Annotated in this window: 14 protein-coding genes and 1 pseudogene; all 15 read left to right on the plus strand. The window is 39.2% G+C overall.

Annotation, left to right across the window (positions count from 1 at the left end; genetic code table 11):
- Window positions 1-88 precede the first annotated feature (88 nt).
- The 15 genes and pseudogenes from CI949_RS02200 to wecB all read left to right on the plus strand — a co-directional run bounded on the left by CI949_RS02200 (window position 89) and on the right by wecB (window position 14,825).
- Window positions 89-1,312, plus strand: a complete 1,224-nt coding sequence (locus tag CI949_RS02200) for a fucose isomerase (RefSeq protein WP_133529904.1) — start codon at window positions 89-91, stop codon at window positions 1,310-1,312.
- Window positions 1,313-1,432: 120 nt separating this feature from the next.
- On the plus strand, window positions 1,433-2,182 hold the full coding sequence (locus tag CI949_RS02205) for an ABC transporter ATP-binding protein (protein ID WP_133529905.1): 750 nt from the start codon (window positions 1,433-1,435) through the stop codon (window positions 2,180-2,182).
- The gene (locus CI949_RS02210; protein WP_290762676.1) at window positions 2,182-3,120 is read left to right on the plus strand and encodes a SufD family Fe-S cluster assembly protein; all 939 of its coding nucleotides are present in this window, start codon (window positions 2,182-2,184) and stop codon (window positions 3,118-3,120) included. The genes CI949_RS02205 and CI949_RS02210 overlap by 1 nt, the downstream gene beginning before the upstream one ends.
- A 157-nt stretch (window positions 3,121-3,277) precedes the next feature.
- Window positions 3,278-4,228 (plus strand): ABC transporter substrate-binding protein, encoded by a 951-nt coding sequence (locus CI949_RS02215; protein WP_133529907.1) that lies wholly within the window; start codon window positions 3,278-3,280, stop codon window positions 4,226-4,228.
- Entirely contained in the window at window positions 4,209-4,961 is a 753-nt protein-coding gene (locus CI949_RS02220; RefSeq protein WP_133529908.1) for an ABC transporter permease, read from the plus strand. Before CI949_RS02215 ends, CI949_RS02220 begins: the two co-directional genes overlap by 20 nt.
- Window positions 4,954-5,724: an ABC transporter ATP-binding protein gene (locus tag CI949_RS02225; protein WP_133529909.1), complete on the plus strand. Its 771-nt coding sequence runs from the start codon at window positions 4,954-4,956 to the stop codon at window positions 5,722-5,724. The genes CI949_RS02220 and CI949_RS02225 overlap by 8 nt, the downstream gene beginning before the upstream one ends.
- A 57-nt stretch (window positions 5,725-5,781) precedes the next feature.
- A complete protein-coding gene (locus CI949_RS02230) occupies window positions 5,782-6,531 on the plus strand; it encodes a patatin-like phospholipase family protein (protein ID WP_133529910.1) in 750 nt (249 codons plus the stop codon).
- Window positions 6,532-6,759: 228 nt separating this feature from the next.
- Window positions 6,760-7,764 (plus strand): cyclopropane-fatty-acyl-phospholipid synthase family protein, encoded by a 1,005-nt coding sequence (locus CI949_RS02235; RefSeq protein ID WP_290762683.1) that lies wholly within the window; start codon window positions 6,760-6,762, stop codon window positions 7,762-7,764.
- Between the two features lie 60 nt (window positions 7,765-7,824).
- Window positions 7,825-9,222 carry a dihydrolipoyl dehydrogenase gene (gene lpdA / locus CI949_RS02240; RefSeq protein ID WP_290762685.1) on the plus strand — a complete coding sequence of 466 codons (1,398 nt, stop codon included), beginning with the start codon at window positions 7,825-7,827 and terminating at the stop codon, window positions 9,220-9,222.
- 181 nt (window positions 9,223-9,403) lie between these two features.
- Entirely contained in the window at window positions 9,404-9,802 is a 399-nt protein-coding gene (locus CI949_RS02245; RefSeq protein ID WP_290762687.1) for a ferritin-like domain-containing protein, read from the plus strand.
- Entirely contained in the window at window positions 9,803-10,603 is an 801-nt protein-coding gene (locus CI949_RS02250) for a family 1 encapsulin nanocompartment shell protein (RefSeq protein ID WP_133529914.1), read from the plus strand. It abuts the gene before it with no gap.
- A 347-nt stretch (window positions 10,604-10,950) separates the two neighbouring features.
- Complete coding sequence (locus CI949_RS02255; RefSeq protein ID WP_290762690.1) at window positions 10,951-12,222, plus strand: putative DNA modification/repair radical SAM protein; 1,272 nt, start codon at window positions 10,951-10,953, stop codon at window positions 12,220-12,222.
- Window positions 12,223-12,263: 41 nt separating this feature from the next.
- Window positions 12,264-13,055: a TIGR03915 family putative DNA repair protein gene (locus CI949_RS02260; RefSeq protein ID WP_290762692.1), complete on the plus strand. Its 792-nt coding sequence runs from the start codon at window positions 12,264-12,266 to the stop codon at window positions 13,053-13,055.
- 130 nt (window positions 13,056-13,185) lie between these two features.
- Window positions 13,186-13,665 (plus strand): DUF6530 family protein, encoded by a 480-nt coding sequence (locus CI949_RS02265; protein WP_133529916.1) that lies wholly within the window; start codon window positions 13,186-13,188, stop codon window positions 13,663-13,665.
- An 11-nt stretch (window positions 13,666-13,676) separates the two neighbouring features.
- A pseudogene (gene wecB, locus CI949_RS02270) lies at window positions 13,677-14,825 on the plus strand (UDP-N-acetylglucosamine 2-epimerase (non-hydrolyzing)).
- Window positions 14,826-14,833: the final 8 nt, after the last annotated feature.

Consider the following 14,833-nt stretch of genomic DNA (forward strand, 5'->3'; position numbering starts at 1 on the left):
GCTTAAAGCATATAGATTAAATATAATAGATGTAGAGTAAACTTAGAACCTAAATTAAAAAACATTTAGCTAAGCTGGAGGTAATAAAATGAAAATAGCACTGGTTTCTATTGTGTCTGAGATTCATGATGAAGATAGAATAGATGAGACATTAGAGGATAAGTATAAGGTATTAAATGATAACTTTGAGTTGGAAGAAATAAAGGTCGATGAGATTCCTTTTACTGATTTTGATGAATTTGATTTAACAATCAATTTTATTAAATCAGGGGGCTCAGAGAGTATTTTTGCAGAAAATGTTGACTATCTGCCCCAGCCGTCCTACCTATTAGCGACTGAGCTGCATAATTCGCTTCCCGCATCTCTAGAAATATTGAGCTTTTTGAATGCTGAGGGTTTGGATGGGAAAATTTTACACGGAGAAATGGAAGATTTAGTTGTAGAAATTGAAGAACTGGCTGCCTATAAGCAGGTAAGGGACCGAATTGCTGAGGCAAGACTTGGAGTTATTGGTCAGCCTTCAGACTGGTTGATCGGTAGTCAGATTGATTATCAGCATGCTGCTCACCACTGGGGAACTGAATTTGTGGATATCGAACTTGAGGAAGTTTATCAGGCCCTGGAGCAGGTTGATTCTGCTAAGGCTAAAAGAATAGCAGCTGATTTCTTAGAAAATGCTGCAGAAATTGTGGAGAGCAATGAAGCTGATCTGGTTGAGGCTGCAAAAATTTATCTGGCTTTAAAAGAAGTTGTTTATGCTAATGACTTAGATGCACTGACAATTCGCTGTTTTGATATTGTAATGGAATTAAATACCACCGGCTGTCTGGCCCTGGCCCTTTTAAATAATGAAGGGTTGGTTGCTGGCTGTGAGGGTGATGTTCCGGCTGCTTTTACCATGTTTTTAGCCCATCAGTTAACCGGGCAGATGCCCTTTATGGCTAACCCGGCGGCAATAGATAAAAAAAATGATGAAATTCTTTTTGCCCACTGCACTGTAGCTACAGATATCAGCAAGGATTACATTATCCGCTCGCACTTTGAAACTGGTATTGGAGTTGGAATTCAGGGGATTTTAGAAGAGGGGCCGGTTACAGTATTTAAGATTGGTGGAGCCGGACTGGAGCAGTATTTTGTGGCAGAAGGAGAAATTATTGAAAACATGGATTCTCCCAATGCCTGTAGAACTCAGCTTAAAATATCGCTTCCGCAGAGTTCGGACTACTTTTTAAATGATGCGATTGGTAATCATCATTTGATTATACCCGGTTATCATGCAGACAAAATCAATGAATTTTTAGGAATGGAATAAATAAAGTGTGTAGCCACCGTTTACGGAACCATAAATTACCATTTATAAGTTTGAGTTTGTTAGATAAATATTTGGCAAAAAATGTTTTGGTAAACGGTGGTTCATATAAGGAGGAGTATGATGTCGAAATTATTAGAAGTTAAAGACCTGCATCTAAAAATTGAAGATGCAGAAATTTTACGGGGGATGGAATTTTCCCTGGAAAAAGGAGAAGTATTTGCCTTAATTGGGCCAAATGGCTGTGGGAAATCAACACTGGCTTACACTCTGATGGGGATCAATAATTACCACCCGCAAAAAGGAGAGATTCTTTATAAGGGTGAAAAAATCAATGACTTAAAAATTAATCAGAGGGCCAAAAAAGGAATAACCTTAGCCTGGCAGGAACCAGCCCGCTATCAGGGAGTAACTGTGAGAGAGTTTTTAGCACTAGGTTTAAGAAGCAAAGGTGAAGAAGTAACAGAAGAAAAGCTTCGGGATGCCTTAAATAAGGTGGCAATTAATCCCTATCAGTATTTAAACCGCTTTGTCGATAAAAGTTTGAGTGGAGGAGAAAGAAAAAGAATTGAGCTAGCTTCCTTAATTTTAATGCATCCGGAGCTGATAATTTTAGATGAGCCGGATTCTGGCGTTGATATAGTTGCTCTAAATAATATTGCAGATATGATTAAGTATTTTAAGGATTCAGGCAGTGGCCTGCTTTTAATAACTCATTCTGAGGAGATGCTGCAGTATGCAGATAAGGCAGCTTTAGTCTGTGAAGGAGAAATCATTCGTCAGGGTGACCCAGCAGATATCAGCGAATATTTTAAATCGTTCTGTTTTCCCTGTGCCAAAGAAGAAGAGTGTGAGACGGAGGTGGCCAGCTGATGAATGACTACGAAATGATGGTCGATGCCTACAAAGATGCAGGTGGAGATGATATTTTTTCTGACAGTGAAGTAGCACATGTAGTTTTAGAACAGGACAGAATTCTCGGCATGCATGCTGTTGAAGGACTTGAAGTTGAAGCTGACAAAGTCGAAGCTAATAAAGTAAGGGTTAAGGTTACCGTCAGAGAAGGATATAAAATCAAAAACCCGGTGCATATGTGTTTTGGGGTTCTGCCTAAAGAAGGTAAGCAAATTATAGATATGAATGTTGATATCCAGAAAGATGCCCAGGTAGAAGTAAGAGCTGACTGTGTATTTCCCAACGCTGTTAAAGTTCAGCATATCATGGATGCGGTGATTAATATTGGTGAAGGCGGCAGCTACATTTATAAGGAGCACCATTTTCACGGAGATAATGGTGGGGTAGAAGTAATTGCTAAATCTGATATTAATGTTGAAGCCTACGGAAAACTGGTGACCAAATTTGATCTCTTAAAAGGTAGAGTTGGAAAAATTGATTTTGATTATGAAGCTGAAATTGCTGAACATGGAACTGTTGAAATGCTGGCCCGGATCAGCGGTCAAAAAGATGACCTGGTTAAAATTAGAGAGGCAGCTCATTTAAATGGCGAGTCAGCCAGAGGAATTCTGGATTCTAAGATTGCCTTAAAAGATCAGGCAGAAGCTGAAATTTACAATGAGCTGACAGCAGATGCGGCAGATGCGATGGGGCATGTGGACTGTACTGAGATTATTAAGGATCAGGCAGTTGCTCGGGCAATTCCAATAGTAGATGTCCGTCATCCTGAAGCAAAGGTAACTCATGAGGCAGCAATTGGTAGTGTAGACAGCACCCAGCTGCAGACTCTGATGGCTCACGGCTTAGACGAAGAAGAAGCTTCTGATGTAATTATTCAGGGACTTTTAAACGATTAACTTAACACGTACACGCACCGGGAACCACCCGATTTATGTCGCAATTAGTCGAAAACAGGGTGTTTGAGACAAAAAATTACAAAAAACGACAGGTTCACGGTGCGTGCACATAAATGAACACAAATAAACATAAACGAAAATACAGGAGGAATAATTTATGTTAAAGAAAAAGAGATTATTAACATTAGTTTTACTAGTAAGTATTATGGCTTTAGCAGTATTACCTGCTGCAGCCAAGAGAATAAATATTCAGACACCTACTGTTCCAGCTGCACTTCCATTTTTATGGATGCAGGAAGAAGCTGAATTACCGGAGGCAGTGGACCTAAATATTAATCTGTCTTCTGATCATCAGCGCGGTATTTCACTGCTGGCCCAGAACGATATAGACTTATTGGTTACTGGTTCTAATGTTGGTGCCAATGCCTACAATCGAGGAATTAATATAAAGATGCTTAATGTTAATACCTGGGCGATTGATTATCTGTTGACCGACGGTTTTAAAGCAGAAAGCTGGGAAGATTTAAAAGGAAAAGATCTGGTACTGCCGCTGCAGGGAGGCCCTCTGGATTTTCTTGCCCGCTATCTGGCTTCAGAAAATGGACTTGATCCAGAAACCGATCTCAACCTGGTTTATAGAGCCCTGCCTGGTGCTGCTCAGTTATTTATGGCTGGAGAACTTGATGCTATTATTCTCCCTGAGCCGCTGGCAACTATCAGTCTAGCTAATAGAGAAAGCGCAGAACTGTCAATGGATATTCAAAAAGAGTGGGCTAAAATTCATGGTGATGAGAGAATTCCTTTTGTAGCACTTTTTGTAAATGGAAATTTTGCCGAAGAAAATCCTCAGTTTACAAATATAATTAATGGTTATTATAAACAGGGTGTAGAATGGGTAAATAACAATCCGGAAGCAGCAGCTCAGCTTGCTTCTAAACATTTTGAAATGCCGGCACCTGTTTTGAAAAAGTCATACAGCAGAGTTAACTTAAATATTTATTCAGAAGCAGAAAGTCGTGAGTTGACAGAACTTTACTTCGGTGAGATTTTAGAGATGTATCCAGACTTATTAGGTGGAAGTCTGCCCGATGAAGAATTTTATTACTAAACCATTCTGGCTCTTATTGATAGTAATTTTTCTGATCTGGGAAAGGGGTGCGGCCGGCTTAAACAGCCTCATCCTGCCCTCGATTGGAGAAAGTTATCAGGCTTTAAAAGGAATAGCAGTTTCAGGAATTTTAGTTGAAAGTTTTATCATAACTTTACGAAGAACATTAATTGCCTATGGGGCTGCTGTGCTGGCTGGAATAAGTCTGGCCCTTCTTCTGCACCGCTTTTCTCTGCTGCAGCGAACATTCCGGCCTTTGATTACAATTATTCAGGCTACCCCACCGGTTGTCTGGGTTTCCCTGGCTGTGGTCTGGTTTGGTGTAGCCGATGATCTGACACCAATATTTTTGATTTTCACTGTTTCTCTGCCTGTGATTTTCGTTAATATCTTTCAGGGGCTGGAGGAGATGAATACCGATCTAATTGAGATGGCCAGAGCATATTCAACACCACGCTTAAGAATTTTAAAAGAGATATATTTACCTTCACTGCTGCCGGCTCTAGTTTCTGCTTTAAGTGTAGCTTTTGCCTTTGCCTGGAAGTCATCAGTTTTTGCAGAGTTTATTGCTTCCTCGAGTGGGATCGGTTATCAGCTCAGTCGGGCTAATTCTATGATGGCAACAGACCGCCTTTTTGCCTGGACCATAGTTTTAGTTTTATTTATGCTTTTTGTAGAATATTATCTTTTAGAAAAATTAAAAGCACATGTCAGCAGGTGGAAAAATGACTGATCAAGAAAAAATTTTAGAACTCAAAAATGTCAATAAATCATTTCAGGATTTAAAAGTACTGCAGAATTTGAATTTGGAAATCAACCAGGGGGAAATTTGCTGCCTTTTAGGACCTTCAGGCAGCGGTAAAACAACTCTCTTTCGCATTGCCTCCGGACTCGAAGCAGCAGATTCGGGGCAGATAATTAAAAAGAACCGGCCTCGTTTTGCCTATGTTTTTCAAAGCCCACGACTTTTGCCCTGGAAAACAGCTGCAGAAAATTTAATTTTTGTGCAAAAAAATTACGGCCTGGAAAAAGAAGAGAAACTCAGAAATTTACTTTTTAAATTATCCGGACTCGAAGAGTTTAAGGATTCCTACCCGCATGAATTATCGGGAGGAATGCAGCAGCGGCTTGAATTAATAAGAGCCTTTGCAGTAAAGCCAGATTTAGTCTTTTTAGATGAGCCGTTTAAATCCTTAGATATGAAAACCAGGGTTAATTTAAGAAAGCTGATCAGTTTAATTCAGCGAGAAAGTGGAATCACAATTTTTTTGATAACCCATGATCCGGAAGAAGCTCTCCTACTTGCTGACAGAATTTATATTCTAGCAGCCGAAAAAAAGGGGATCCTAAAAGAAATCAGGGTAGAAGAACCGCGCGAGAATCGTAAAATAGCTGAGCCTGATCTTTATCAGCAGCTGGAAAATATAATGAATATTTTTACAAGTTTAGTCTCTGATTTAGATTATGCAGTTGAAGATATTAGAAAGCTCTTTTAGCAAGTAATTTTTTAAAATTTTAATTTCATTTGGTAAATATAAAGAGAGGATGATTTTATGGCGCCAAAGATAGGAATTGCCTTATCCGGGGGAGGAGTTAAGGGTTTTGCTCATTTAGGAGTTTTGCAGGCCTTAAAAGAAAAGGGAATTGAGCCAGATCTGCTGGCAGGAGTCAGTGCCGGGGCAATTGTGGGTTCTTTTATAGCAGCCGGAAAAAGTCCGGCAGAGGTAATGGAATTAATTAATGAAAATGATTTCTTTGATTTCGCCAAGCTGAGTATACCAGACCGAGGTATTTTTACCTTAGATAACATGACAGAAAACTTAGAAAAATCACTCGGGGCTGAGACTTTTGAAGAATTAAAAATTCCATTTTATGTTGGTGCAGCAAATATTGAAAAAGCGAGAATGGAATATTTCAGCAGTGGGGAGTTAGTGAAGATTATTCAGGCTTCTTCTTCAATCCCGGTGCTTTTCTCTCCAGTTGAAATTAATGGAGATCTCTATGTTGATGGTGGCTTATTTGAAAATTTGCCGGTTAACCCACTGATTAATAAATGTGATAAACTGATCGCTGTCAATGTAATGCCGGTAAACTTAGAAGAAAAAATGGAGAGTATTACAGATATTGCTGTCAGAACTTTTCAGCTGAAAACAGTTGCTAATGCCATGGAATTGAGAGAAAAGGCGGATATTTATATTGAGCCGACAGGAATAGAAAAGTATAATATTTTAAATACCAAATACAGTCAGGAATTATATGATCTTGGTTATAATTACTGTAAAAACTTAGAGATTGATTTATAACTCAAAAACTGGCAACAGGAGGTTATAAAGATGCTGACTAAAAAGATTCTGAATGCTGTTTTTAAGAGAGTTGACGGGCAAAAATTTGAAATTGAATACTGGGACGGAGAAACTTAAGTTTTTAATTCAGAACTTAAATCTGAATCTGCCTTTAAAATAATTTTCTCAGAAAAATTAAGTTTAAATGAAATTAGAAAAAGTCCGCAGCTTAAACTAGCAGAAGCCTATATGGAAGAGAAAATCAATTTTGAAGGTGATATCAAAAAGCTGATTGAAACAGCAGGTGAAAATATTTTCGAGCTGATGGAAGAAATTAAAAAATATAAAATTGATCAGCCACTTAACTTTCAAACTTCTAATTCGCTGGCTGAAGAGGAAGAAGGAGTTAGAAAACATTATGACCTCGGCAACGATTTCTTTAAACTCTGGCAGGACGAGACAATGACTTATTCCTGTGCATATTTTAAAGATGAAACTGATGAGCTTAAAAAAGCGCAGCTGCAGAAACTCGACCATGTTCTTAAGAAATTAAATTTAAAACCGGGCGAAAGACTGCTCGATATTGGCTGCGGCTGGGGTTCACTTGCCCTGCGTGCTGCTGAAAAATATGGAGTAGATGTAATGGGGATTACTTTGAGTAAGGAGCAGGAGATAGAAGCCAAAAAGAGAGCTGCCGCGGCTGGACTGACGAATCAGATAGAGATTAGAAGACAGGACTACCGCAGGCTGGCTGAGGAAGAGCAAAAATTTGATAAAATAGTAAGTGTGGGGATGTTTGAACATGTCGGCAAAGATAATATTCCTCAATATTTTGAAGCTGTAGATAAGATGTTAAAAAACAGGGGACTTTCACTGCTGCACAGTATTACTCATTTAAAAGAGAAGCCAACTCATCCCTGGCTGCAGAAATACATTTTCCCCTGGGGCTATATCCCTTCCCTGAGAGAAATAGTCTGGGAGCTTCCCGAAAGAAATTTTCATCTTATAGATGTCGAGGATATTGGTTATCATTATTCACTGACTGCAGAAAGATGGCTTGATAATTATGAAGAGGTCAGCCAGGAAGTTAAAGAAAAGTTTGATGATCATTTTTATCGCATGTGGCAGACTTTTTTAATGGGAGCTGTATTTACTTTTAGATTTGCCTCAACTTCAGTCCATCAGCTGCTTTTCTCAAAAGGTAAAAATATTGATCTCCCCCTGACAAGAGATTATATCTATCAAAATGATTAATAAATTAAAGCAATCAAAATAGACAATAATTATAATTTAAAAATAAAAGGAGCTGAAAAAATGGCAGACAAAAAATATAAAATTGCAATAATAGGAAGTGGGCCCGGAGGCTATACAGCCGCTTTAAGAGCTGGTCAGCTGGGTGCGGATACTGTTTTAATCGAAAAAGAAGCTCTGGGAGGGACCTGCTTGAACTGGGGCTGTATCCCAACCAAAGCTTTTGTTCGCTCGGCAGAGGTCTTTGCCGATATTCAGAATGCTGAAGATTTTGGAATTAAGGTAGAAAATGCTGAACTGGACTTTTCTGCAGTTGTAAAAAGAAAAGATAAAATAGTTAAGCGTCTGGTGCGGGGTGTTGATCACCTGCTCGGCAAAAAAAACATAGATCGAATCGATGGCAGGGCATCATTTATTGCTCAGAACAAAATACAAATAGAAAAAGAAGCGGAAACTATAGAAATTGAAGCTGATAATATTATTATAGCTACCGGGTCTGAAACTGCTTCTCTTCCGATTCCAGGGGCGGATCTGGACGATATTTTAGACAGCCGCTCTGCACTTGATCTGGATGAACTGCCGGAATCAATGATTATTGTCGGTGGTGGAATAATTGGGATGGAATTTGCTTTTATCTTTCGTAATTTTGGGGTTGATGTAACAGTAGTTGAATACTTGGATCAGCTGGTAAGCGGCGTCGATTCTGAAATTGCTTCTGAACTAAACCGTTCTGCCCGCCGCCGCCGGATTAGTGTTAAAACTTCTGCTGAGGTCAAAGAAATCAAAAAGCAGGCTGATGCTTTTGAGGTAGTCTACCAGCAGAAAGGAAAAGAAAAAACTGCTGCAGCCGAAAAAGTTCTGATGGCAGTCGGCCGCAGACCATATACTGATGGCCTTAGTCTGGAAAATGCCGGGGTAAATCTTTCTGAAAAAAGAAGGGCAGTTCAGGTGAATAAAAAAATGGAGACAAATGTTTCGGGGATTTATGCGGTTGGTGATGTGACAGATAAAATTCTGCTGGCCCATGTAGCTTCTCATCAGGGAGTTATTGCTGTAGAAAATATTATGGGGATGGATAAAAAAATGGATTATCAGGCTGTTCCTGGTGCTATTTTTACTTCGCCTGAAATTGGGACAGTTGGTTTGAGTGAAGAGGAAGCAAAAGAAAAAGGTATAGATTATGAGGTTGGCAGTTTTCCCTTTGCAGCCAGCGGTAAGGTTATGGCTATGGGAGAAAGAGAAGGTAAAATTAAGCTGATTACTGAAAAAGAAAGTGATAAAATTATTGGAGCGGCTCTGATTGGAATTGAGGCCAGTGATTTAATTTCAGAACTGACTCTGGCGGTAAACCTTGGTCTAACTGCAGAAAACTTGCGGGAGACTATTCATGCCCATCCGACAACAGCAGAGGTTGTTCACGAAGCTGCTTTAGCCCTTGCCGATGGTTCTCTAAATGCCTGATTAGAATTAGATTAAATATGCAGGGGGAACGGTTTTAAAGACTATCACAGCAGGCTTTATCAACATTTTTCGACAAAGTTAAAATTTGACTTCAGCAGAAAAGAAAGATATAATTACTTTGAGAATGAATATCAATTTTCCGTTTAAATTTAGGTATTAAAATTTGAGGGAGGTTAGATTTATGAGCGAATATCATGAACCAGAGGAAAAATTATCTGAAGAAGCGATTGATTATCATCGTGTTATCAAAAGTGTAATTGAGGAGTTAGAAGCTGTTGATTGGTATAATCAGCGTGCTGAAGCAACAAATGATCCCGATGTTCAGGCAATTGTTGAACATAATCGTGACGAAGAGATTGAGCATGCCTGCATGGGGCTAGAATGGTTACGCCGTAAAAATCCTGTCTGGGATGAAATGTTAAGAACTTTCCTTTTTCAAACAGCAAAAATAACTGAAATAGAAGAAGAGGGTGAAGGTGAAGAAGGTGGAGAAGGTGGAGAAGGTGGAGAAGGCAGCGGAGAAGAAGCGCCTGCTTCCAGTAAATCACTTGGTTTAGGCAGTATGAGAGGAGGAGAATAAATGGATATTTTAAAACGCTCTTTAGCACCATTTGCAGCAGAAGCCTGGAATTTCTTAGATGAAGAGGCAACTGACGTACTGAACCAGAAATTAAAGGCTCGTAAAGAAGTTGATTTTCTGGGACCCAAAGGCTTAGAACTCTCTTCAATAAACACCGGCCGTTTTAGCCCGGTAGGAATTGTAGATGTGGAAGGTGTAACTTATTCCACCAGAGAGGTTCTACCCTTAGTAGAATTAAAAGTTCCATTTACAATGAAGCTCAGTGAGATAGAAGCTCTGGCTAGAGGAGCAGAAGATGTTGACACAGATAATTTAATTGATGCTGCTTCTAAACTGGCTAAAGCTGAAAATAAAGCTGTATTCTATGGTCTCGATGAGGTAGGAATTGAAGGTATTGTTGAGGCTTCAGAATATGATGAAGTTAGTGTTTCCGGCGGAGAAAAAGAACTGATTTCTGGTCTCTTAAGAGCGCTGACCTTATTTGAAGAAAATAGTGTTGGTGGAGCTAAGCGGTTACTCTTAGGTCCTGAACTTTATGCTCTGCTTTATGAATTAGATGATAAAGGTTATCCACTAAAGCGTAAGGTTGAAGAAATGGTTGATAACGGTGCTGTCTTAGTACCTGATCTCGGCAACAGAGGTCTATTAATTTCCGAACGCGGTGGAGACTTTGAATTAACAGTTGGTCAGGACATTTCTCTAGGATATGAAGATAGAAATAGTGATGAGGTAGAATTATTCTTCCTTGAAACCTTCACCTTTAGAGTTAATGGTCCAGAAGCCGCTGTAGTCTTGAAGTAAAATTAAACCATATAATTAAGGATCTAAACTACCGTCTGCTGAAAAATTTTAGCGGGCGGTAGTTTTTTGCTTGCTGGGTGAACTGATGTATGTTATAATTAAAGATATCAATAGTAATACAATCTTCATTTGACGTATATTTTGTTATTTTTAGGAGCTTCTCTAACTCCTTTCAGTCAAACAGACGAGAAATCACAAAAAGAAAAAAATTATTTGGCATTTTTGAGGAATATGCCAATCCTTATTTAATTAAAAAAGAGGAGAATGCATGGAGAAATGCGGTGAGTGGAAAAAATGCTGATAAGATATTAAATGGAGAAATTAATCAGGATTAGAAAGGAAAAAAGATGGATCTTCAGAAAAAACTTGAAATTTTAAGTGATGCAGCTAAATATGATGTTTCCTGTTCTTCAAGCGGCAGCAGTGGGCGTGGTGACAGCTCGAGTCTTGGCAATACTGCGGCAGGCGGAATCTGTCACAGCTGGACTGATGATGGCCGCTGTGTTTCCCTGCTCAAAATTTTATTTACCAACTACTGCATCTATGACTGTCAGTACTGTGTAAATCGGGCCAGTAATGATCGGCCGCGAGCTTCTTTTACTCCGAAAGAGGTGGCTCAGCTGACTGTTGATTTTTATAAGCGCAACTATATTGAAGGTCTGTTTTTAAGTTCAGCAGTTAACAGAGATCCGGACTGGACCATGGAGCAGCTTTTAAAAACTGTGCAGCTTCTGCGCAATAAACATAATTATCAGGGATATATTCATCTTAAAGCAATTCCAGGCGCTGATTTTAAACTGATTTATCAGGCTGGACTGCTGGTGGATCGGATGAGTGTCAATATTGAGCTTCCCAGCGAAGGTAGCCTGGAAAAGCTGGCACCTCAGAAGAAAAAAGCAGGAATTTTAGCTCCGATGAAGGGTATCGGAGAGGGGATAGAAAATAATATTGTAGAGCGCAAAAAATATAAGCTGAAAGAAAAATTTGTGCCGGCCGGGCAGTCAACTCAGCTGATTGTAGGGGCCAGCCCAGAATCAGACAGGCAGATTATTTCTTTATCAGAAGGCTTATATGATCATTTTAATTTAAAGCGGGTATATTATTCTGCCTATTTACCGGTTAATAATTCCTCACTTTTGCCGGCTCTGCCGGGGCCACCACTAAAGCGGGAGCACCGGCTCTACCAGGCAGATTGGTTATTAAGATTTTATGGATTCAAGGCGGGAGAATTATTAACTCCCGGTAGAGAAAATTTTGATCTAAAAATTGACCCTAAAGCTGACTGGGCCTTAAACAATCTGGATAAATTCCCGGTAGAAGTAAATACTGCTGATTATGAGATGCTGCTTAGAGTCCCCGGGATTGGTCCTCGCTCAGCTGCTAAAATTGTTAAAGCTAGAAAAGAAAAAAAGTTGAGCCATTATAACTTAAAAAAGATGAGAATTGTTTTAAAGCGGGCAAATTTCTTCATCACCTGTGATGGCAAGTATGCAGCGGCAGTTCCTTTTGAGAGTGAGGTTATTTACAACCGCTTGGCTGAAAAGGAAAGTGAACAGCTGTCCTTATTCAGCGCCAATCAGAGCCAGGAAAAAGAATGGGACTTAGATTTAGTTAATTAAGTTATTTTTGAGGATATTAATCTAGAAAAGGTTTGATGAGAATGATGAGCAGAAATAATTCGAAAAAAGTATATACTTATGATGGCAGCTATCAGGGTTTAATGACAGCTCTTTATACTGCTTTCAAAAATAGAGAGGCACCAGTTAAAATTTTAGCTGAAGCAGAATTTCGTGATGATTTGTTTTATCAAAAGGAAGTAATTAATACTGATCAGGAAAAATCAGAGTTTTTTTCTGAACAGATTAAAAAGCATATTTCAGCCCAGGCCTTAAATAATATTTTCCACTGCTACCTTTCGGAGTCAGATAAAATGGAATTATATATCTTTCGCTATTTGTTTACCGGTTTTAAGGTTGGTAAAAGTGTGGACGAACTTTTAACTAAAGATTATATCCGCCAGATTCACGACCTGGCCAACAGGGTGAGGCATGAGAGCCACCGTTTAAAGGGCTTGATCAGACTGAAGGAGGCTGCCGGAGGTAAATATTATGCAGCAGTAGAACCTGATTATAAAACTCTAATTTTACTGGCACCTCATTTCAAAAGTAGATTTTCGACTATGGACTGGATAATCCACGATCATAAACGAGAAGAAGCTGTAATTTATTCTGCCGAGGATAAGGAGTGGCTTTTAATTGATTTAGAAAAAGGATTTGAGCCAAAACTTTCAAGAAGAGAAACAGAAGTTCAGGATCTCTGGCGGGCATTTTTCTCTGCCGTTAGTATTAAAAATCGAAAGAACAGAAAGGTTCAGCAGCAGTTTATGCCTAAAAAATACTGGAAGCACCTGATTGAGACACCGGGGAGCAGCCAGAACTATAAATTAGAATAAAATTTTTGCTGCAGTTTAAATGACTGCAGTTTTTATTATTTTAGTATATTGACAAAAAGCAAAAAGAGGTTTATACTTAAGTAGTAATTTAGTAATTTACTAAACTAGTAAATAAATTGGAGGTCTAAAAATGAAAATACCAACAAGTTTAAAACACAAGCCGGTAATAGTCTGTGAAAATTACGAAAATATTGACGGCAGGAATGCTTATGATTCTGATGCTAAAGGACTATCTTTAGGTTTAGCTCAGTGGAATGACCGCGGTAAAGTAGATATTTCCGCCAAAGTCTGGCGCCACACAGGAAATAAATGGTCCAGGCAGTCAGAGGAACTTCCCTTGCATCGAGTACTTGATCTTGCAATTTTAGTCGCCAGGACTTCCAAGCATTTTAGAGAAGCATACCGTTACGAAAAGTTATATGACCAGGAAGATCCACAGCTGGACAGAGTTGGTCTTCAGGGTGATGCAATGACAGTTGCAGTTGCAGAAGATAATGAAAATCTGGAAGAAGATATTAAACTTTTTGATCAGGCACTGCGAAATGATAATGAACTGATTGGTGAGAGGTTATCAGTGCTGGCAAGGATTCTAAAAGATATGGGTTATTAAGGATGATTAAGATGCAGAAAAAAATCATGGCTGTTTTTGGAACCAGGCCAGAAGCAATTAAGATGGCACCACTTCTAAAGGCACTTAAGGAAAATGAAAACTATAAATTAGTAATTACAGTAACTGCTCAGCACAGAGAAATGCTGGATCAGGTGATGGAGCTCTTTAAACTGGAAGCTGATTATGATCTGGATATCATGCAGGACAGGCAGACTTTAAGCGGCCTTTCTGCCAGAATAATTAACAAACTGGATGGCATTTTGAGTCAAGAAAAACCCGATCTTTTACTGGTCCATGGGGATACATCCTCCACCTTTATTTGAGCCCTGACTGCTTTTTACAATCAGATAGATATTGCTCATGTGGAGGCAGGCTTAAGGACTCATAACAAATATTCACCTTTTCCGGAGGAGATGAACAGACAGCTGACAGGAGTGCTGGCTGATCTCAATTTCGCCCCTACCAGCAAAGCAAAAGCTAATTTAATGCTGGAAAACACTGCTGAAGACAGGATTTTTGTGACCGGAAATACGGTTATTGATGCTCTGCTTTCTGTGGTAGATGAGAATTATCAGTTTGAAAACCAGCTGCTTAAAAAGATGGACTTTGCAGAGAAAAAAGTAATACTGCTGACAGCTCACCGGCGGGAGAATTTAGGCCAGCCGATGGAAAATATTTTTAGAGCGGTGAGAGAGTTAACAGCTGAGATTTCAGATTTAGAAGTTATTTTCCCAGTCCATCTAAATCCGGTGATTAGAGAGCTGAGTAAAAAAATGCTGGCAGACAATAATCAGATTCATTTAATTGAGCCGCTTGATTATTTACCCTTTGCCAATTTGATGGCCAGAGTTGATCTGGTGCTTACTGATTCGGGTGGAATCCAGGAAGAAGCTCCTTCACTCGGCAAGCCGGTATTAGTTCTAAGAGATACTACCGAAAGACCGGAGGCTGTTGAGGCTGGTACTGTCTTAAAAGTTGGAACTGAATATAATGATATTTATCAGCAGACCTACAAATTGTTAACTGACAGCAGTGAATATAATAAACATGCAGCAGCTGTTAATCCTTATGGGGATGGGCAAGCTGTAGTGAGAATTATTAAGGCAATGGATTTTAATTTTGAATTTAGTCAGGAGAGACCGGAAGATTTTAATCAATAATTAAATAC

It is taken from the genome of Halanaerobium sp., from assembly GCF_003070835.1.